This window comes from Rhizobiaceae bacterium, from assembly GCA_023953845.1.
GTDB lineage: Bacteria > Pseudomonadota > Alphaproteobacteria > Rhizobiales > Rhizobiaceae > Arvimicrobium.
Window position 1 is genome coordinate 1,801,458 of the sequence record JAMLJC010000001.1, and the last position, 17,760, is coordinate 1,819,217.

The 17,760-nt window shown below is 63.5% G+C and carries 19 protein-coding genes; 12 read left to right on the forward strand and 7 right to left on the reverse strand.

Annotated elements, in window-relative coordinates; all coding sequences use genetic code 11:
* The first annotated feature begins 51 nt into the window (after positions 1-51).
* On the forward strand, positions 52-3,648 hold the full coding sequence (locus tag M9955_08920; GenBank protein ID MCO5081764.1) for a CHAT domain-containing protein: 3,597 nt from the start codon (positions 52-54) through the stop codon (positions 3,646-3,648).
* 11 nt (positions 3,649-3,659) lie between these two features.
* Here the strand turns inward: M9955_08920 and M9955_08925 are convergent, their stop codons facing one another.
* The 4 genes from M9955_08925 to M9955_08940 form a co-directional block, all read right to left on the reverse strand.
* Positions 3,660-4,094 carry a hypothetical protein gene (locus tag M9955_08925; GenBank protein MCO5081765.1) on the reverse strand — a complete coding sequence of 145 codons (435 nt, stop codon included), beginning with the start codon at positions 4,092-4,094 and terminating at the stop codon, positions 3,660-3,662.
* Positions 4,095-4,375: 281 nt separating this feature from the next.
* The gene (locus M9955_08930) at positions 4,376-4,876 is read right to left on the reverse strand and encodes a GNAT family N-acetyltransferase (protein ID MCO5081766.1); all 501 of its coding nucleotides are present in this window, start codon (positions 4,874-4,876) and stop codon (positions 4,376-4,378) included.
* A complete protein-coding gene (locus M9955_08935; GenBank protein ID MCO5081767.1) occupies positions 4,873-5,160 on the reverse strand; it encodes a DUF1778 domain-containing protein in 288 nt (95 codons plus the stop codon). Before M9955_08935 ends, M9955_08930 begins: the two co-directional genes overlap by 4 nt.
* 89 nt (positions 5,161-5,249) lie before the next feature.
* On the reverse strand, positions 5,250-5,819 hold the full coding sequence (locus M9955_08940; protein ID MCO5081768.1) for a recombinase family protein: 570 nt from the start codon (positions 5,817-5,819) through the stop codon (positions 5,250-5,252).
* 187 nt (positions 5,820-6,006) lie between these two features.
* On the opposite strand from M9955_08940, the gene M9955_08945 reads away from it, so the two are divergent.
* The 7 genes from M9955_08945 to M9955_08975 all read left to right on the forward strand — a co-directional run bounded on the left by M9955_08945 (position 6,007) and on the right by M9955_08975 (position 13,459).
* Positions 6,007-6,366, forward strand: a complete 360-nt coding sequence (locus M9955_08945) for a hypothetical protein (GenBank protein ID MCO5081769.1) — start codon at positions 6,007-6,009, stop codon at positions 6,364-6,366.
* Positions 6,363-7,106, forward strand: coding sequence for a hypothetical protein (locus tag M9955_08950; protein MCO5081770.1), 744 nt, complete (start codon positions 6,363-6,365; stop codon positions 7,104-7,106). Before M9955_08945 ends, M9955_08950 begins: the two co-directional genes overlap by 4 nt.
* Before the next feature lie 284 nt (positions 7,107-7,390).
* A complete protein-coding gene (locus M9955_08955; GenBank protein MCO5081771.1) occupies positions 7,391-8,026 on the forward strand; it encodes a hypothetical protein in 636 nt (211 codons plus the stop codon).
* A 568-nt stretch (positions 8,027-8,594) separates the two neighbouring features.
* Entirely contained in the window at positions 8,595-10,178 is a 1,584-nt protein-coding gene (locus M9955_08960; protein MCO5081772.1) for a BCCT family transporter, read from the forward strand.
* A gap of 92 nt (positions 10,179-10,270) precedes the next feature.
* A complete protein-coding gene (locus tag M9955_08965) occupies positions 10,271-10,648 on the forward strand; it encodes a helix-turn-helix domain-containing protein (GenBank protein ID MCO5081773.1) in 378 nt (125 codons plus the stop codon).
* A 74-nt stretch (positions 10,649-10,722) separates the two neighbouring features.
* Positions 10,723-11,994 (forward strand): mechanosensitive ion channel family protein, encoded by a 1,272-nt coding sequence (locus tag M9955_08970; protein ID MCO5081774.1) that lies wholly within the window; start codon positions 10,723-10,725, stop codon positions 11,992-11,994.
* A 163-nt stretch (positions 11,995-12,157) separates the two neighbouring features.
* A complete protein-coding gene (locus M9955_08975; protein MCO5081775.1) occupies positions 12,158-13,459 on the forward strand; it encodes a chloride channel protein in 1,302 nt (433 codons plus the stop codon).
* Between the two features lie 123 nt (positions 13,460-13,582).
* On the opposite strand, the gene M9955_08980 is transcribed toward M9955_08975, so the two are convergent.
* The 3 genes from M9955_08980 to M9955_08990 all read right to left on the reverse strand — a co-directional run bounded on the left by M9955_08980 (position 13,583) and on the right by M9955_08990 (position 15,015).
* A complete protein-coding gene (locus M9955_08980) occupies positions 13,583-13,720 on the reverse strand; it encodes a hypothetical protein (GenBank protein MCO5081776.1) in 138 nt (45 codons plus the stop codon).
* A gap of 120 nt (positions 13,721-13,840) precedes the next feature.
* The gene (locus M9955_08985; protein MCO5081777.1) at positions 13,841-14,479 is read right to left on the reverse strand and encodes an NrsF family protein; all 639 of its coding nucleotides are present in this window, start codon (positions 14,477-14,479) and stop codon (positions 13,841-13,843) included.
* Positions 14,476-15,015, reverse strand: coding sequence for a sigma-70 family RNA polymerase sigma factor (locus M9955_08990; GenBank protein ID MCO5081778.1), 540 nt, complete (start codon positions 15,013-15,015; stop codon positions 14,476-14,478). The genes M9955_08985 and M9955_08990 overlap by 4 nt, the downstream gene beginning before the upstream one ends.
* Before the next feature lie 180 nt (positions 15,016-15,195).
* Here M9955_08990 and M9955_08995 point away from each other — a divergent pair, with 180 nt between their 5' ends.
* From M9955_08995 to M9955_09010, 4 genes are all read left to right on the forward strand, one after another.
* Positions 15,196-15,483, forward strand: coding sequence for a DUF2282 domain-containing protein (locus M9955_08995; protein ID MCO5081779.1), 288 nt, complete (start codon positions 15,196-15,198; stop codon positions 15,481-15,483).
* 65 nt (positions 15,484-15,548) lie between these two features.
* Complete coding sequence (locus tag M9955_09000) at positions 15,549-16,421, forward strand: DUF692 domain-containing protein (protein ID MCO5081780.1); 873 nt, start codon at positions 15,549-15,551, stop codon at positions 16,419-16,421.
* A gap of 3 nt (positions 16,422-16,424) precedes the next feature.
* The gene (locus M9955_09005; protein ID MCO5081781.1) at positions 16,425-17,192 is read left to right on the forward strand and encodes a DNA-binding domain-containing protein; all 768 of its coding nucleotides are present in this window, start codon (positions 16,425-16,427) and stop codon (positions 17,190-17,192) included.
* Positions 17,189-17,701 carry a DoxX family protein gene (locus M9955_09010; protein ID MCO5081782.1) on the forward strand — a complete coding sequence of 171 codons (513 nt, stop codon included), beginning with the start codon at positions 17,189-17,191 and terminating at the stop codon, positions 17,699-17,701. Before M9955_09005 ends, M9955_09010 begins: the two co-directional genes overlap by 4 nt.
* Positions 17,702-17,760 lie beyond the last annotated feature (59 nt).

Consider the following 17,760-nt stretch of genomic DNA (forward strand, 5'->3'; position numbering starts at 1 on the left):
GTGCCAATCGTCTGGAGCTATCTGCAAGCGGCAGGGCTTGGGAGCGACAGGATGGACTTTCTTCGGCCACCGGCGCTTGCCGGATTGATGGGCGTCATTCTTTTCGGCGGCATCGTCTCTGTCACGGCCGCCTCGGCCTCTGCCCTTTCCGACCGGTACGCGGCCGCCGTCCAGCAGCTTCTCGACAGCCGTCAGCCGGCCGAGGCCGAGGCCCAGGCGCGAGCCGGCCTGCGGGAAGTCGTGGCGGCCGAGGGGGAGAACTCGCTTGCCACCGCGAACATGAACCGGCTGCTCGGCGATGCGCTCTACGAACAGCGGAAGTTCGCGGAGGCCGAGCCGCATTTCCGTGCGGCTTTGTCGACCCGGCAGAGACTTCTGGGCAACGCGCATGCCGACACGGCAACCTCCGCCGGCGACCTCGGCTACACGCTCAGACAACTGGGCCGGCTCGACGAAGCGGAACAATACTATCAACTTGCCGTGGATGCACGCATCGCGGCGCTCGGTGCGAACCATGCGACGACGGTGCATAGCTGGCAGCGCCTGGCCCGCCTCGTCGACCAGCGCGGAGACTATCTCCGCGCCGCGTCCTTGATGGACAAGGCGCTGGAGGCCGGCCGCATTGCCTTCGACACCGGAGATCCGATCCTCGTGGGATGGATAGGCGAGCGTGCGGCCATGCTGCATGACGGCGGCGATGTGGCGCGTGCGGAGGCGGACTACCGTGCCGTCCTGCGCGCCGCCGGCGAAGGCATCGTTCCGGCCGACGGGCAGATTGCGGCGACGGCTCTGACCGGGCTTGGCAATCTTCTGGTCGCGGATGGCCGTTTCAAGGAAGCTGGGGAGAATTATCGTCGCGCGCTGGCTGCGAATGAACGGCTCCACGGTCCTCAGGATGTGACGGTCGCTGCCTCGCTTGAATCGCTGGGGCGCCTAATGGAACGCCAGGAAAAAGCGGCGGCGGCATTGCCATTCTACGAGCGCGCCCTGTCGATCCGCGAGGCTTCAGGCGGGGCGGCGGATGCCGCGACCGCATCGCTACTGATGCGGCTCGGCACCACGATGATGAGCCTCGACCGCTCGGCCGATGCCGAACGGGTGTTCCGCCGGCTCATGGCGGCGCAGGAAAGGCTGAACGGTGCCGATTCCGCGCCGATGGCCGACGCGTTGCGCTGGATCGCCAATGCCGCGAACCGGCAGGACCGCACGGCCGAGGCGGAAAACGCACTGAAACGGGCGTTGGCGATCGATGAGGCGAAGCTGTCGTCCGGCCATCCCTACATCGCCTTCGATCTGGTGCTGCTGGCCAATCTCTACTCCTCGCAGGATCGCTTGTCGGAGGCCCGTCCGCTTCTCGAACGCGGGCTGGCCTTGATGGAAGCGGGCGAATCCGGAAAGGGGAGCCTTCCCGCCGTCCGCTCCTCCCTTGCCTACATACTCGTCATCGAGGGCGATCTGGACGGAGCAGCCGCCCTCATGACGCGCTCGCTGGAGGAGTTGCGCACAGCAGATCGCGGAGCAGCCCAGATCGCCGGGGCGAGCGTCTCTCTGGCCCAGATCAAGGTGCGGCAGGAGAAGCTCGACGAGGCGGAGCGGCTTGCCGCGGACGCGGAGCGCATCTATGCCGACCTGGCGCCGCAAGGGCGTCAGCACATGCGGGTCATGACGCTGCGCGGCGATATCGCCATGCGACGCGGCGACACGGAAGCGGCCCTTTTCGTCTATCGCTCGGTTCTCGATCGGCTGGTGGCGACCTATGGCGCGGACAACCCGGAAACGGCGATGGCGCGGTTCGATCTCGGCCGCGTCCATTTCGCCAGAGGCGAATTCGCGGCCGCCGCGCAGTCCTTGGAGAAGGGCACCGAACTGGTCGAGCGTGTCGCGGCGATCGACGCCGCCGCCGCCTTCGCCACCCGTACCGGCGCGATCGAGGATCAGGCCATCGGCAGGGGCGCAACCTTCGACGGGTTGGTGAAGAGCTACGATCGTCTTCGCCGCACGGGTGGAGATAACGGTGAGCTGAAGGAGAAGTCCTTCCTGATCGCCCAGCGCGTGATCGAATCGCAAGCGGCGCAGGCACTGGCCCAGATGGCGGCGCGCCAGGCGTCTGGCGATGGCGATCTGGCCGAACTGGCGCGCCGCCGGCAGGACGAGGTGGCCCGCTGGCGCAAGGCGGATCTCAAGCTGAACGCCGCCCTGGCGGTGGACACCTCGAAACGCGATAGTGCGGCGGTGGCCGCCATTCGTTCCGAACTTCAGGCGGCCGATACGGCCATTGCCGAGGTCGACCAGCGTCTTGCCCGCGCATTCCCGAAATTCGCGGAACTCCAGCAGCCCGCCTCGCTGGATTTCGAGGCGATCCGGCAGCGCTTGGACGAGAACGAGGTATTACTGTTCTTCGCCGACACGGCGCGTTTCGCCGACGCCGGCTTCGAGACCTATCTCTGGGCGGTTCCCAAGACCGGCGAGCCACGCTGGATCCGGCTGGAGCGCTCGACCGGCGAACTGCTCGCCGCCGTGCGTGAATTGCGTTCCCTGATGGGCGTGTCGGGTGAGGCGAGGGGCGCGGCATCGCTTGCGGCCCGGCGCGGGACCGATCCCGCGGGCCGCGTGCTGACGGCGGCCCATGAGCTTTACGATGCGACGCTTGCGCCGGTGGCGGACATGATCGACGGGCGCGATCTCGTCATCGTGCCCTCGAAACGCCTCGCCAGCCTTCCGTTCCATCTGCTGGTGAGCGAACGGCCTGCGGCCGAATCGTCCGATCGCTATCGCGATGCGGGCTGGCTGGCGCGTGACCATGCGATCACGGTGCTGCCCTCGGTCGGCGCGCTCCGCGTCGTCGCGTCCGCCGCGCCGCGACCGGGTTCGAACCCCTATCTGGGCTTCGCCAATCCGCTTCTGACCGGCAAGAACGGCAGCGACACGCGCGCCTTCGGTCGTGAAACGTGCCGGGACCGTGCGCCGTTGCAGACGGCGGCGCTGGCCGAGACAGCGCCGGATGTCTCGATCCTCTATCGCGGTGCGCTGGCCGACGTTTCCGCCGTGCGAGGATTGGAGCCGCTGCCGGAAACCGCCGACGAGGCCTGCGCCATCGCCGCGACGCTTGGTGCCGGGGCGGATTCCGTCCGGCTTGGCGAAAAGGCGACCGAAACCGAGATCAAGCGGCTTTCGGCATCGGGAGAAACAGCGCGGGCCCGCATTCTCCACTTCGCCACCCACGGCCTGGTTTCCGGCGACCTTGAAGGGCTGGCCGAGCCGGCCATCGTCATGACCCCGCCGGAGAAGGCTTCGACAGAGGACGACGGACTGCTGACCGCCTCGGAGGTCGCGGGCCTGAAGCTGGATGCGGACTGGGTGATCCTGTCCGCCTGCAACACGGCGGCCGGTGAAAGCGGCGGCGAGGCCTTGTCCGGGCTGGCTCGTGCCTTCTTCTATGCCGGCGCGCGCTCGCTGATGGTATCGCATTGGCCGGTCGCTTCCGATGCGGCGGTGCGGCTGGCAACCGGCGCGATCGCGGAAATGGCGGGCGACGGGCGGCTCAGCCGCGCGGAAGCGCTGCGCCGCGCCATGGTGGAAGAGATACGGGCCGGCGGTCATCGTGCCGATCCCGCCAACTGGGCGCCCTTCATCGTCGTCGGCGGCTGAACGTCACCTTTTCAGGCCGGCTTGAGCCTTTCCCGTGTCCTGGCCAGCACGTCGGGTCCGCCGACCAGCCGTACAAGACCCTGCTGGTTTCCCGGCGGCGCTGAGAAGCCTTCCCTCGGCTCGGCGACGACACCGCCAAATCGGGCTTCATGGACAACCACCTCGCGTCCACGGATAAGGCAGATGATGCTGCCGCAGCATTCGTCTCTCAGAGACTGATCGTCGGCATAGCGCCAGCCAAGGCCGCCCGCGGGGCTCGGATTGTAGAACAGCAGCCTGCGTCCTTCCCCATCCTCGGCCTGCGCGACGCAGGTGGGGCAGAAATACCAAGGATAGCGCGCGAAGAATTTTTGACGTACCCCACAGCCCGGACAGAAATGATCGGTATCGTCCTCGTCTTCTCCAACTCGTCCGGACCGGCCACCGACTTGGGGAACCCTTGTCATGTCATCCCCTTTTATCTCGCCGCGCTCTGGAAAAGCCGAGAGCGCAGTGTCAGTCCGTTGGTCATTCGGAGAATCTCTGCCTTAGGCTGTTATCCGCTGGTGAACATCATCATGGCTGCAACGATGACGACCAAAGCGGCAACTGCCCAGACTTGCCAGGGCGGCGGCCAAGGCATCCAGAAGATCAGGCGTTTCAATTGTTCCAGGCTCGTACTCCCATGATCGGAGTGATTCCGATTGCGAACAAAAGAATAATGCATTTCCGATAAGATACGAATAACTCAATCGCCTTTAGCCACCGTTGCCAGCGGCAGGAAGAGGTGCAGCGGTTGCGATGGGAACAGGACAAAGCCGTGATGGCGGTAGAAGGAGGCGGCTGCTTCGTCCTTGGCATCGACCGCCAGAGCAACAACGCCCATCTCCGCCCGCAGCGCCCGGTTGGCGGCATCCCACAGCAGCGCGGCGCCAAGACGCTTGCCCTGATAGTCCTTGTCGATCGCCAGTCGCCCGATGCGCGCGACGGGAACCACGGGATAGCGGGGGAGTCGCCGGGCGATGTCGTCGGGCATGTCCCGCAGCGCCACATCACCGGCGGAGAGCGTGTAGTATCCGGCAATGCGGTTTGAATCCGTCTCGCGCGCGACATAGCATAGTGCCGCACGCCGCTTGATGTCCTGTCCCGCCTGTTCCCTCAGATAGCGGTCCAGCGCAAAGACACCGCAGGAAAAGCCCTTCCTGTCATGCTGCGGGGCAAGCGCCTCGATGACGAAATGCGCCGTCACCGCGATTGCAGGATCAGTTCGTCATGGGCAGCCTTCGCGCGCTTCAACGCCGCCGCCGGCTTCGGCGGATTGAGCAGCATGTCGACAAAACGCTGCTGGTCCTCGACCGACAGCCGAATGACATTGTTCTGCTCGATCGTTCGCTGCGCGACCTCCTGCGCGGCTGCGACCACGAAGTCGCTCAGGCTGCGCCCCTCCAGTTCGGCCGCACGCCTGACGATCGCCAGAGCCTCCGGGGCGATCCGGGCCTCAAGCCTTGCGCTGCGTGCCGTGTCCTGTGTCATGGTAAGTCTCCTTACCTTCCATTGTACGTCAATCCACCGTACAAGCCAAGAAAATTCCGCCACTTGCCCGAAACCGCGCCATTGCACACCTAATGCGGCGACGTCTGTAGCGAACGGTTGATGGCGCGCGTCACCGACCATGCCGCCATGCCGTGCTCGGCGGCGATCTCGGCCGGCGTTGCGGTTCCTGCCACGATCCGGCAATGGGCTTCGAACAGCTCCACCTGCGTCAGCTTGGGCGGCCGGCCGAGGCGCACGCCCCGGCGGCGCGCGGCCGCAAGCCCTTGCTTGGTCCGTCGCGAGAGATTCCGCCGCTCGAACTCGGCCACCGCGCCCATAATCGTATAGACAAAATACCCCTCCGGTGTGGTGGTATCGATCTTCAGGCTGGCGATCCTGAACTCGACTCCGCGCTTTTGAAGCAGGTCCAGCTCGTTGAGGGCATCCTTGGCCGAACGGAAGGCGCGGTCGAGGTCCCAGACCACCAGCATATCGCCGGGCTTCAGCGAGCGGATGACCTTCTGGTAGATCGGGCGCTTCCGGCTGACGGCTGACAAGGTTTCGACAAAGTATTCATCGCAGATTTCCTTGAGGCCGTCGATCTGGCGGTCGGGCCGCTGCTCGCCCGTGGAGACGCGCATATATCCTATTTTTCTCATGTTTTTCAGTGCCTTATAATTATCATTCTGGCACCCCTCGGTCACACAATTGACCCTTTTCGTGTCCCTGTTTCCTGCCTCGGTTATCCGGAATGACTGCTTTGCAGTCGCCCATATTTACTCTCATTTCTACTATATTATAGCAAATTCTTACACATTATGAAAATTTCAACAGAATCGGTCGTTTATGTTGAAGCAAAAGCCGATAAATATACTGGCAGGCGGTCTGATCGCCGGATCGGTGCTGGCAAATGGCAACATGGCCACCGCGCAGGTGATGACGGCCGGTGTCATCGTGGAAAAAATGGAAGCGGATGAACTAGCCGGCTTCATAAGCGGGGTTATTGAAGGTCTGGCTTACGCACGTTTTCGCAAGGACACGATTGCCGCTGGCAGCAAGGACGAGCGTGGCATGAACTGCATCTACAATTGGTACTACGCAAGTAACGACCAGCCCGCCGGCATTCTGGCGACGTTTCGCAAATACCCTGATCGGATGCCAGGCACCATCGTCGCGTTGATGGTCAAGCAGGAGTGTGGCGAATGACGGGCACGAGCGCAGCCGGGTTGCTGAGCAGGGAGTTCGCCCACCGTGTCGATGCGGCGCATTTCCAACGCTTCCTGCAACGACAGCTTGACGAGCAGAAAAAGCGTGACCGTAAGGAAGACGTCGCGCAGGCATCCGACGGTCTGGACATGGCCGTTGCGGTTCTCACCACGGCTGAAACCGTCCACTTCCGGGCGGACCTCGATCGTCTGGATACCGCCACGGTCGCCGCATTGCAGGACAACCTGGAGCGGCAGTCATACGCCCGTGAGCAATTGGATGACATGCTGGACAGAGCCTATGTCCTGCCGGACGGCCGCCGGGTGTTCAAGACCGAGGACGGTATGCGCGTCTTCGATGAATACGGCGTCGAGATCGGCCCCGACATCATCGACCCCGACATGATCGCGGACGGCGCGCCTCGTTGGGAAGGGTACGACGCTAAGAAAAAGTTCCTGAAATCCCTGGAATGTGAACAGGCCGAAATCCTCGCCTATCAGGCGAAGCTGGACGAGGCCCGTGAACGTCTCGACTCCGGCAAGATGACACGCGAGGAACATGACCGCTTCCGCGAGGAACTGAAGGCGGAAATGCCCGACGCCGTGCGCCAGCAAATCCCCGAACTCGCCGATGATCCGAAAGCCGCCGTCGCCGCGTCTGCCGCCAAGGCTGCCGAACTCGACTTCTCCGGCGATGTAGCGCCGTCAAGGCCGGCGGCCAACGGTTTCGCGCCCGGCTAACTCCGTGCGCGAATTTACCCGGTGATTCCGGTCCCGTCGCTCCACACACGACACACGACGGGACCGGAATTTCTATCCCGTCAGGCGCATCGCGCTCGATTCCGTCTATCTCACAAGCGAGCACACCAGTGTTGAGTCTCTGCATAAAGGCGATCGCATCTCCGGGGTTTCGCAGTTTCGTCTTCTACACGCTCCTGTTCGCGATCCTCACATGCGCGATAGCCTGGCTGCCTTTGTGGTACTTCTCGATCTCCCGATTTCCTCTCCTGCTGATTTTTTCCGTGTTGCTGATCGTCTTCGCGCCGCTGCGCGCCGGATATCAGATTTATGTGTGGATTTCCGGGGCGAAGTCGATTGCTGACAAGGATGAGTTTCCGGTGCCTGAAGCCAACGAAGAGCGCCTGGAACTGGCCCGAAAATACTACGACTATTTCCGCGACGAGATAAAACGCGAGGACGAGATTACTCATCAGCGGGTGACATGGACCACGACCTTTCAGGGATTCATTATCTCCGCCATGACGCTGTTGCTGATCCTCGATTGGGACGGAACCCGGAAGATCGTGCCACTGGGCCGCCTGTCCCTGTTCGCGATCGGCATGATGGGCGTGTCCATCGGTCTCGTATCCTTCATGGGGATACTGGCGTCGAGGCGCTCGACAACGGACGCCATTACCGCCTGGGACCGGCGAAACGCGCAGTGGGGACTATATTCGCAATGTGTCCCGCAGGCTCATGGACAGCAGACCGCTTTTTCCGGCGGGCACACTTTCGCGGTGCTGATGCCGGCGCTCTTCATCCTCATCTGGACGCTGTTCCTAGCCGGCTATGCCCTGCTTTCCTACTTCACTTGGATCGAGCCGTGCCTTGATAGGAGCGAGATCTTCCGCTGCATGTTCATCCGGTCGCAGACGAATTGAGTGTTTCGTAGGTCGCTTGATAAGTACAATGGCGGGTTTCCAGCTATCATTCTTGGCGAGAATCTGGCGGGAAAATATTGGCTCCATCCTCGCTTTTTCACGGAGAAAATCGTTTCCGTTCTCTCGGCTTGGTTTTATGATTTGTGAATTCCTCCTTTAGGCTATTCAAAATGAATAGAAATGACAATAATGCGAAACGACGGTCCAAAATAAGCCATCGCGATCGAAATAATTTTAGATTATTTTATTGTTAGAAACAATTAGCATTCGTAATTTTATACTTCTCAATCAGGAATGCCATTCTCAATGCCTTGTCCATCTCTCGGAGCGTCGAACTGTCTCGCTGCGCCTGGAAGCGGCGACGCTGTTGCTGGAGGACTCAGAGAATTGATCAATATTGGCGCGACGTGAAATAGCCCTTTGATCTCAACAAGGTTACGCTGGCGAGCGTCGTCTTTCCTTCTCCGATTTGCCATAATCTGCAAAGGATGGAATAACCGCACCCTGTACCCTGATGGAGGAACGTGTCCGAATTGGCCTTTGGACAGGAAATCGAAAGGAATTGCCGATGAGTTTACCGAGCGAAACCGACTATGAGGTCGGCCAGGACAACGTCGAGATATTCGGACTCGACATACATAATCCGGTCTTTTTCGTCTCCGGCGGTATCATCGTGCTTTTCGTGTTCTTCGCCGCGATTTTTCATGGACCGGCGTCTGAATTTTTTGGATGGCTTCGTCCTGCCGTCACAGATTCGTTCGACTGGTTCCTGGCGATATCGGCCAATATCTTCGTGATCTTCTGCATCGTCCTGATTTTCACGCCGTTCGGCAGCATTCGGCTCGGCGGCAAGGACGCCACACCGGACTTCACCTATACCGGCTGGTTCGCGATGCTGTTCGCTGCCGGCATGGGCATCGGATTGATGTTTTACGGCGTTTCCGAGCCGGTTTCACACTTCACCTCCTCCTTCGCAGCCAATGCCGGGACGCCGGAAAGCTGGGCGCCGCTGTCGGGCGCGGCCAGCGACGCCGAAGCCGCGCGCAGGCTCGGCATGGCTGCGACCATCTTCCACTGGGGCCTGCACCCATGGGCGATCTATGCCGTCGTCGGCCTTGCACTGGCGTTCTTCGCCTATAATCGCGGGCTACCGCTGACCATCCGTTCCGCCTTTTATCCTTTGTTGGGCGAGCGCGTATGGGGCTGGCCCGGCCACATCATCGACGTGCTTGCCGTCTTCGCGACCCTGTTCGGCCTGGCGACGTCTCTCGGCATCGGCGCGGAGCAGGCCAATGCCGGCCTCAATCACCTGTTCGGCCTGCCGGTCACCGATATTTCCAAGGTGCTGCTGATCATCGGCATTACAGGCATCGCGCTTTTCTCGGTGGTTGCCGGCCTCGACGCAGGCGTCAAGCGGCTGAGCGAAATCAACATGGCGCTTGCGGCGCTACTGCTTCTATTCGTTATCCTCGTCGGGCCGACCCTGGCCATCATCACCGGCTTCTTCGACTATCTCGCCGCCTACGTAGTCAATCTTCCCGCGCTCTCCAATCCATTTGGACGAACCGACCAGCACTTCTTCGACGGCTGGACGGCCTTCTACTGGGCGTGGTGGATATCGTGGTCGCCCTTCGTTGGCATGTTCATCGCCCGCGTTTCGCGCGGCAGGACGGTGCGGGAGTTCCTGATCTGCGTACTGCTGATCCCGTCGGCGGTCTGCATATTGTGGATGACGACCTTTGGCACGGCCGCCCTCAACCAGATCATCGAGCAGGGTTCGAGCGCGATTGCCGATGCGTCGCTGGAATTGCAGCTCTTCATCATGCTCGAAGGCCTGCCGCTTGCCGCGATCTCGTCGTTCATTGGCATCGTCCTCGTGGTGGTTTTCTTCGTCACCTCGTCCGATTCCGGTTCCCTGGTGATCGACACCATCACCGCGGGCGGCAAGGTGGACGCGCCCGTTCCGCAGCGCGTATTCTGGGCGATCTTCGAGGGACTGGTGGCAATCGTGCTTCTGCTGGCCGGCGGGCTCGCTGCCTTGCAGGCTGCCGCCATCACCACGGGCATACCGTTCGCGCTGGTGCTGCTCGGCATGTGCGTCGCCATCTGGAAGGGGCTCTCCTCGGAGAGAGCCGCATTGCAGAGCGCCTGAGACAACCCTCCTTTGCACGCACAGGCCTGCCGCGCGCCTGCGCGTCGGGTCCATGCTGCTTTTTCCAGATTTGAACCAACGGAGAATGAATTATGTTTGGCGATCACAATCCGCCCCATTGTGACGACACGCTCGGCGGCCGCATATCGCTGGCCCGCGAAGCAAAGGCGATTTCCGTGGAGGACGCGGCAAGGCGACTTGGCGTTCTTCCATCGAGCTGGAACGCCTGGGAATGCGACCGCTCTATTCCACGCGCAAACAGGCTGACGATGATGGCCGGCATCCTCGGCGTCAGCCCAACCTGGCTGCTGACCGGTCTCGGGGAAGGTCCCCTGGAACAGACGACCGACAGCGATCCGGGAGACCTCAGGCAAGCAGTCCGTGAGATGTCGCAGGACATCGAGAACCTCAGCAGGCGTATGCGCGAACTCGCATCGCGCCTCGGGGGCGAGGCCGGCGCGGCGGCATAGGGCCGCTGCCAAAAGACGACCCTTTGGCGGTCGGCTCGCAAGGCCCGGCTGCACGTAGACTTCAGGACAGGACGATGATCTCCAACCTCCCGGAAATCCATCCGGCTCTCATGACTGGCGTAGCACTTGTCGCGCTCGTGCTCGCCGCGCTTTTCGCCAACTATGTGGTGAAGGCGCTGCTGGTCCGCGTGCTCAATCGGGTGCTTTCGTACACCGCCTATGGCCGCGACCCCGAACTGCGCCGTCACGGCTTCATCGAGCGTCTGGCGAACGTCATGCCCGCCCTGGTGATCTCGACGGGCATCATGCTCGTGCCGAACCTTCCGGCCTTCGTTGCCGTGGTGGTCAGAAACGTCGCGAACGCCTTCATGATCCTCACCGTGGCGATGGCCATCGGCGCGGCCTTCAACATCGTCGACACTATCTATCACCGCAGGCCGGATGCGAAGCTCAAGCCGATCAAAGGCTATGTGCAGGTCGTCAAGATCGTCGTCTACGTCATCGCGGCGCTGCTGATGATCGCCACGCTGATCGATCGGTCGCCGCTGATCCTGCTGTCCGGTCTCGGCGCCATGGCCGCCGTCCTCATCCTGGTGTTCCAGGACACGCTCCTGTCGCTTGTGGCCGGCATCCAGATATCGTCCACCGACATGGTGCGCGTCGGGGATTGGATCGAGATGCCCGGCCAGAACGCCGATGGCGACGTGATCGAGATCGCGCTGCACACGGTCAAGGTGCAGAACTTCGACAAGACCGTCACCACCTTGCCGATCCGCAAGCTGGTGACGGAGCCGTTCAAGAACTGGCGCGGCATGGAGGAGTCGGGCGGCAGGCGGATCAAGCGCGCGCTGAACATCGACCAGACGAGCATCCGCTTCCTCTCGCCGGAGGATCACGAAAGGCTGGCGTCGTTCGGCCATCTGGAGACCTACCTGGCCGATAAGCAAACCGAGTTGGCCGAATGGAATGGCAAGCTCGGCGAGCGCGCGAAAGTTCCCGCCAACACGCGACGCGCCACCAATATCGGCACTTTCCGCGCCTATGTGGAAGCCTATTTATGCAATCATCCCGGCGTGCATCATGGCATGACGATCATAGTGCGTCAGCTTCCTCCCGGTCCGGAGGGTCTGCCGCTGGAAATCTACTGCTTTACGAACACGACGGCCTGGGCGGCCTACGAGGGCATCCAGGCCGACATATTCGACCACCTCTACGCCATCCTGCCGGAGTTCGGCCTGCGCGTCTTCCAGAGCCCGAGCGGACAGGACCTCCAGATTCTGTCTTCCGATCGGATCTCCTGGGATGCCGACGGCGACCGTGACGGAGCGAGCCCAAGCCGGCATTAAGCGACGCCGTTTGGCCTGAATGATCTTGCGCGGCGCAGAGGAGTGCGGTGGATTCGCCTTGCACCTCCGGCGTCAACGGTGCATGTCCTTGTCTACATAGAGGGAGAAGACTGTAGTGCGGCGGCCCGCAACCCGGATCGGCCTCGTCCGACGCTCCCGCGCGATGGTGATTTCGCCACGAGTCTGGAAACCCCGGCTGGTATTCTGGGCGGGCGCCCTGGCGGTCGGCGTCGGCAGCGCCGCCTTCGCCCATCTCGCCGACGAGGCGCAGGCGTTGTTCTTTCTAGCCGTCGGCGGTGAGGGTTGGCGGCGCTTCCTGCCGCTGGTCCTGACGCCCGCCGGATTCGTGGTTTGCGCCTATATGGCGTTTCGCTTCTTTCCCGGCTCGCAGGGCAGCGGCATTCCGCAGGCGATCGCCGCCCGGCATCTGCGCGACGATCGGGAGCGCAGCCGTTTTCTGTCGCTCAGGATGGTGTTCGGCAAGATCGCCCTCACCATCTGCGGGCTCTTGTGCGGAGCCTCGATCGGCCGGGAGGGGCCGACGGTGCAGGTCGGCGCATCGATCATGCTGCAGGCTGCCCGCTGGGGCGGCATGGCGCAGGCGCGCGGCCTGATCCTCGCAGGCTCCGCCGCCGGCATCGCCGCCGCATTCAACACGCCGCTGGCCGGCATCGTGTTCGCCATAGAGGAGATGGGCCGCGCCTATCAGGCGCGCACGAACGGCCTGATCCTTTCGGCCGTCATACTCGCGGGCCTGGCCTCGCTGGCGATTGTCGGCAACTACACCTATTTCGGCGTTACGCGCGCGACCGCGAGCTTTCCGGGAGACTGGCCTCTCGTATTCGCATGCGGCGTCACAGGCGGCGCGTTGGGGGCGGTCTTCTCCAGCGTGACCCTTCGGATCACGCGCCGCATCCGGCGCTGGCGTACTCACGATCCGTTCGGCCGGACCCTGCTGGTCGCGAGCTGCGCGGGTCTGCTCGTCGCGCTTGTCGGCGTGGCCTGTGGCGGATCGACCTTCGGAACCGGCTACGCCGAGGCGCGCGGCGCGATAGAGGGCGGGCAACTGCCGGTTTTCTACTTCCTCGCCAAGTTCACGGTCACCCTCGCATCCACAGTCTCGGGCATTCCGGGCGGACTGTTCGCGCCTTCGCTTTCAGTCGGCGCCGGGCTGGGGTCGACCATCGGCATGGCGCTCGGGTCCGACATAGGGCTCGCCGCCATCCTCGGCATGGCCGGCTACTTCGCCGGCGTGGTGCAGGCGCCGATGACCGCCTTCGTGATCATCCTTGAGATGACCGGCAACCATGACAATGTGATACCGCTGATGGCCGCCTCGATGCTCGGCTACGGCACGGCGCGGCTGATCTCGCGGGAGCCGCTCTATCACGCCCTTTCACGATTGTTCATCGCGGACGAACTACGTCGGAGCCGGACCGAGGTTATATCGACCGCAACCCGTTGAATTTCCGCCGCCGCACCGCAATGTCGAATGAAGAAAATCGGATACCACGTCAGAAGATACGATCTCTGCAGGTCTCAGAGTCTGGTGCGAGTCTCTTACGCCGTTCTGGCCTAGGCGACTATGTTAGACATAGTGCGAGCCGATGGCGTAGACCATCGTCGCAACGGCGAAAGCGACCACAATCGCTCCAAGCACGGTTCCGATCTTCTCCGGCAGACCGTAAGGCGTTTCCGCTGTGTCCTTTGGACGATATCTTGCCATGAGAACTCCTCCAATCTCGTGACGTTCGATCGGCATTAAACCACGAGAGCAGGCCGGGCTAAAGACGGAGATTGGTCGCGAGACTTTTGTGAGGCGCACGCCTATCTGCGAGCCAGCTTGTCACCAGCGCGCGATGCGCGGGGCGGCGAGTGCGCCGAGAATAGCAAGACCGGCGACCGCGATCGTATACCACGTCGCGACGAACAGCGGGGAATCGTCGGTGCAGTGCATCGCGTAGAAAGTGGCCGCGATGCCCCCAGCAAGAAGACCGGCCACTGCTCCGGCAAGCGCGGGACGCGTCGGCGCCCCATGGCGCAGAGCGAGTAGGAAGACAGTCAGTGGGCCGAAGCCGATCAGCGGGATATAGGTAAGGCAGACAATAGCGTTGCTGCCGACCAGCCGGGCGCTCCATTGGCCGGGAGGAACAACTGCCATTTCGATCACAACCGCGGCAAGGAGCAGAAGCGGCGCCGCCGCGAGAACGACGATGGCCGCACTGCCGGCGGCGACGGGGCGCGCGAGAGCCGCAAGCGCCACGAATGCGCTGGCCGCAAGGAAAATGGCAACGGCCGGCTTCAGCAAAAAGCGGACAGTTTCCACGGCGCTTGCAATATCGGGCCGAGGACCGATCATCGCGAAGAAAACCACCGCCGCGACCGCGACGGCGGCCGTTACCGACACACGCCAGGCCCGTCCCATCGACATTGCGGGGGCGGATGTGTCGGTGGCGATCGCCTTGATGAGATCTTCCGTCTTCATGCCGTCCGTCCGAATCTTTTGGCGATCGCCTTGAGACCCCGATGCAGCGCCACGCGCACGGCGGTCTCGTTCATGCCTAGCTTCATTGCCGTCTCCGCGATCGAATGGCCTTCGACCGATATGGCCGAGACCACGGCCCGCTGGCCCGGCGCAAGGGCGTCCAGGGCACGGCCTACATCGCGGCTGATCATCGTCTCAGCCTCCGTCTGCGCGAGGGTGTCGGCGTGGTCGGCGAGATCGACCTCCGTCCGCCGACCCTGGCGCCGGAAGGCGTCGACCAGCTTGTGCCGGGTGATGGCGTTGACCCACGGCAGGACCGGCGCATCAGTGATCCAGGTGTGTCGCTTGGTGTGTATGGCCAACAAGGTTTCCTGCACAATATCTTCGGGGTCCACGCCGCCCTGCGTGATCCTGCGCCGCGCGAAGACACGGACGCGCGCCGCCACGCGAGTCAGGAACGCCGCATAGGCTCTCTCGTCGCCGCCGACGGCGGCCCGCAGGAGAACCGCCAGTTCGGCCTCCTCGCTTTCGCTCATCGCCGCTTCCCTCCGGCAATACGCACGCAGCAGGCACTTCGTTACATGGCAGCGCAGTGATCGACTCGATCACGAATTTGTGTCGGCGCCAAGCGTAACGCAGAACGCGCAGCACGCGAAGAGATCGTTACGCGGCCGGCGACCGGCGCGCGGACAACACCTCAGAGGAGATATTCCAGCATGAACCGTTCCACCCTCGCTCTCACCCTTGCCGGGTCGCTGACCGCCGCGCTCGCCTCGGCCGCATACGCTGCGCCGGTGTCGGCCGAGTACATGTCGGGAAAGGAGAAGTGCTACGGCATCGCGCTCAAGGGCCAGAACGACTGCGCGGCGGGCGCCGGCACCACTTGCGCCGGTACCTCGACGATGGACTATCAGGGCAACGCCTGGAAGGCCGTGCCGGCCGGCACCTGCGCGTCGATGAACGTCGACGGCCATATGGGCTCGCTGGAGCCGAAGAAAAGCTGATCCGAGGGGAGGCGCGGTTCGGCCGCGCCTCCCGACCTGCTTCGGCCTTGCAAGGAGCGACGCCCATGCCCGACAGAACCCCAAGCCTGCCCGCCCGCGCCGGCCTCGGCCTCAAGCCCGAGCACTATGACGCGATCCTCGCCGATGCGCCGGATGTCGGCTTCTTCGAGGTGCATGCCGAGAACTACATGGGCGCCGGCGGCCCGCCGCATCGCTATCTGGAAGCGATCGTGGAGCGCTATCCACTGTCGCTGCACGGCGTCGGCCTGTCGATCGGCGCGGCGAGATCGCTCGACAACGCGCATCTGAAGCGGCTCCGTGTCCTGATCGACCGCTACCGTTCCGCAAGCTTCTCCGAGCATCTCGCCTGGTCGACGCATGACACCGGCTTTCTCAACGACCTGCTGCCGCTGCCCTATACGCAAGAGACGCTGGCGCGGGTGACGGAGCATGTGGACCAGACACAGCAGGCGCTCGGCCGCAGGATGCTGCTGGAGAATCCGTCCACCTACGTCCTGTTTTCCGAGAGCACGATCGACGAGATCGATTTCCTCGACACGGTCGCGGAGCGGACCGGCTGCGGGCTGCTGCTCGACGTCAACAACGTCATGGTGTCGGCGGTGAACCATCGGCTGGACCCCTTCGCCTATATCGATTGCTTTCCCATAGGGCGCGTCGGCGAGATTCATCTCGCCGGCTACGACGAGACGGTGGACGGCGCGGGCGACCGGCTGCTGATCGACGCACATGGCTCGGCTGTCAGAAGCGACGTGATGGCGCTCTACCGCCACACGCTATCGCGTAGCGGCCCGCTGCCGACCCTGATCGAATGGGACAATGACGTGCCCGGTTTCCCGACCCTCCTTGCGGAAGCAAGGCGCGTCGACGCGCTGCTCGCTGAGGAAGCCATGCGTCGCAATCGCGGAAAGGCGGCCTGAGCCATGGCGCTCGCGGCCGGCCAGGATGCTTTCGCGGCGGCGCTGCTCGATCCCGGTTCGCCGGTGCCGGCCGGCATCACTTCGGCGCGGGGCGGGGCCGACGAGGCGCGGTTCGCGGTCTATCGCAACAACGTCTTCGTCGGCCTCACGAATGCGCTTGCCCGGCGCTTCCCGGTGACGGAGCGGTTGGTCGGCGCGGCGTTCTTCCGCGCCATGGCGCGCGCCTACGCACAGGAGTACAAGCCGGCCACGCCGCTGATGTTCGCCTATGGCGGCGACTTCCCAGAATTCATCGCCGCGTTCGCGCCTGCGGCATCACTCAGCTACCTGCCCGATGTGGCCCGGCTGGAGGCAGCGTGGACAGACGCCTATCACGCGGCGGACGCCGCTCCGGTCACGCCCGCCGATCTCGGCTCGCTGGCGCCGGAAAGGCTGGAAACAGCGAGACTGACACCACACCCCGCCGCGCGGCTGATCCGCTCCGACTATCCGATCGGGACGATCTGGGGCGCGCACCAGGGCGACGAGGTGACGTCGGTCCGCAATTGGCAGCCGGAAATCGCGCTCGTCGCGCGCCCGCAATTGGAGGTGCGCGTCCACGTCGTTCCGGCGCGCGATGCCGGCTTCGCGGCCGCGCTCCTGCAAGGCAAGACGCTGGGCGAGGCCGCGCAAGCCGCCTCATCCGATCCGCGGTTCGACTTCGGTGCCGCGCTTGTCGGGCTCGTCTCGCTCGGCGCATTCAGCGCCATAGATCAGGGAGAACAACAATGACCACCGAACCCATGCCAGCGCGGCGGCTCAACCCGCTGCTGGCGGCGAGCGACCGGGCCGAAAGATGGCTGGCCTCCATACCGGCCTCGCTTCCCCTGCTGGCGCTTCGCATAGCGCTCGCCGTGCCCTTCTACAAATCCGGCCTGACCAAATGGGACGGCTTCCTGACGCTGTCGGACGGCGCGAAGTTCCTCTTCGTCGACGAGTTCCGGCTACACATCCTCGGCAGCCAGTATCCCTATCCGTTCCCGCTCGCCGCCGCGACGCTCGCCGGCATCGCGGAGATCGTGCTGCCGATCCTGCTGGTGCTCGGCCTCGGCACGCGTTTCGCCGCGCTCGGCCTGCTCGCCATGACCGCCGTGATTCAGTTCACCGTGCCGGAGGGGTGGGCGAATTTCCATCTGCCCTGGGCCGCGATGGCCCTCGCGCTCATCGTCTTCGGGCCCGGCAAGGTCGCGATCGACAGTTTCGTCTTGCCAAAGCGGCAAGCGCAGCCGCAGCACCTGTGAACAGTGAGGCGGCGGCCAGCAACGATGTTGCTCCGCCCACGCAGAGAAGCGTCAAAGAC

Bases quoted from the DNA above. Each gene is read 5' to 3' on its own strand.
- M9955_08960 (MCO5081772.1), top strand. From the start codon at position 8,595: ATGAGTTTACCGAGCGAAACCGACTATGAGGTCGGCCAGGACAACGTC.
- M9955_09010 (MCO5081782.1), top strand. From the start codon at position 17,189: ATGACCACCGAACCCATGCCAGCGCGGCGGCTCAACCCGCTGCTGGCG.
- M9955_08920 (MCO5081764.1), top strand. From the start codon at position 52: ATGGACTTTCTTCGGCCACCGGCGCTTGCCGGATTGATGGGCGTCATT.
- M9955_08925 (MCO5081765.1), bottom strand. From the start codon at position 4,094: ATGACAAGGGTTCCCCAAGTCGGTGGCCGGTCCGGACGAGTTGGAGAA.
- M9955_08995 (MCO5081779.1), top strand. From the start codon at position 15,196: ATGAACCGTTCCACCCTCGCTCTCACCCTTGCCGGGTCGCTGACCGCC.
- M9955_09005 (MCO5081781.1), top strand. From the start codon at position 16,425: ATGGCGCTCGCGGCCGGCCAGGATGCTTTCGCGGCGGCGCTGCTCGAT.
- M9955_08965 (MCO5081773.1), top strand. From the start codon at position 10,271: ATGTTTGGCGATCACAATCCGCCCCATTGTGACGACACGCTCGGCGGC.
- M9955_08940 (MCO5081768.1), bottom strand. From the start codon at position 5,819: ATGAGAAAAATAGGATATATGCGCGTCTCCACGGGCGAGCAGCGGCCC.
- M9955_08975 (MCO5081775.1), top strand. From the start codon at position 12,158: ATGGTGATTTCGCCACGAGTCTGGAAACCCCGGCTGGTATTCTGGGCG.
- M9955_08990 (MCO5081778.1), bottom strand. From the start codon at position 15,015: ATGAGCGAAAGCGAGGAGGCCGAACTGGCGGTTCTCCTGCGGGCCGCC.
- M9955_08970 (MCO5081774.1), top strand. From the start codon at position 10,723: ATGATCTCCAACCTCCCGGAAATCCATCCGGCTCTCATGACTGGCGTA.
- M9955_08945 (MCO5081769.1), top strand. From the start codon at position 6,007: ATGTTGAAGCAAAAGCCGATAAATATACTGGCAGGCGGTCTGATCGCC.
- M9955_09000 (MCO5081780.1), top strand. From the start codon at position 15,549: ATGCCCGACAGAACCCCAAGCCTGCCCGCCCGCGCCGGCCTCGGCCTC.
- M9955_08980 (MCO5081776.1), bottom strand. From the start codon at position 13,720: ATGGCAAGATATCGTCCAAAGGACACAGCGGAAACGCCTTACGGTCTG.
- M9955_08985 (MCO5081777.1), bottom strand. From the start codon at position 14,479: ATGAAGACGGAAGATCTCATCAAGGCGATCGCCACCGACACATCCGCC.
- M9955_08935 (MCO5081767.1), bottom strand. From the start codon at position 5,160: ATGACACAGGACACGGCACGCAGCGCAAGGCTTGAGGCCCGGATCGCC.
- M9955_08950 (MCO5081770.1), top strand. From the start codon at position 6,363: ATGACGGGCACGAGCGCAGCCGGGTTGCTGAGCAGGGAGTTCGCCCAC.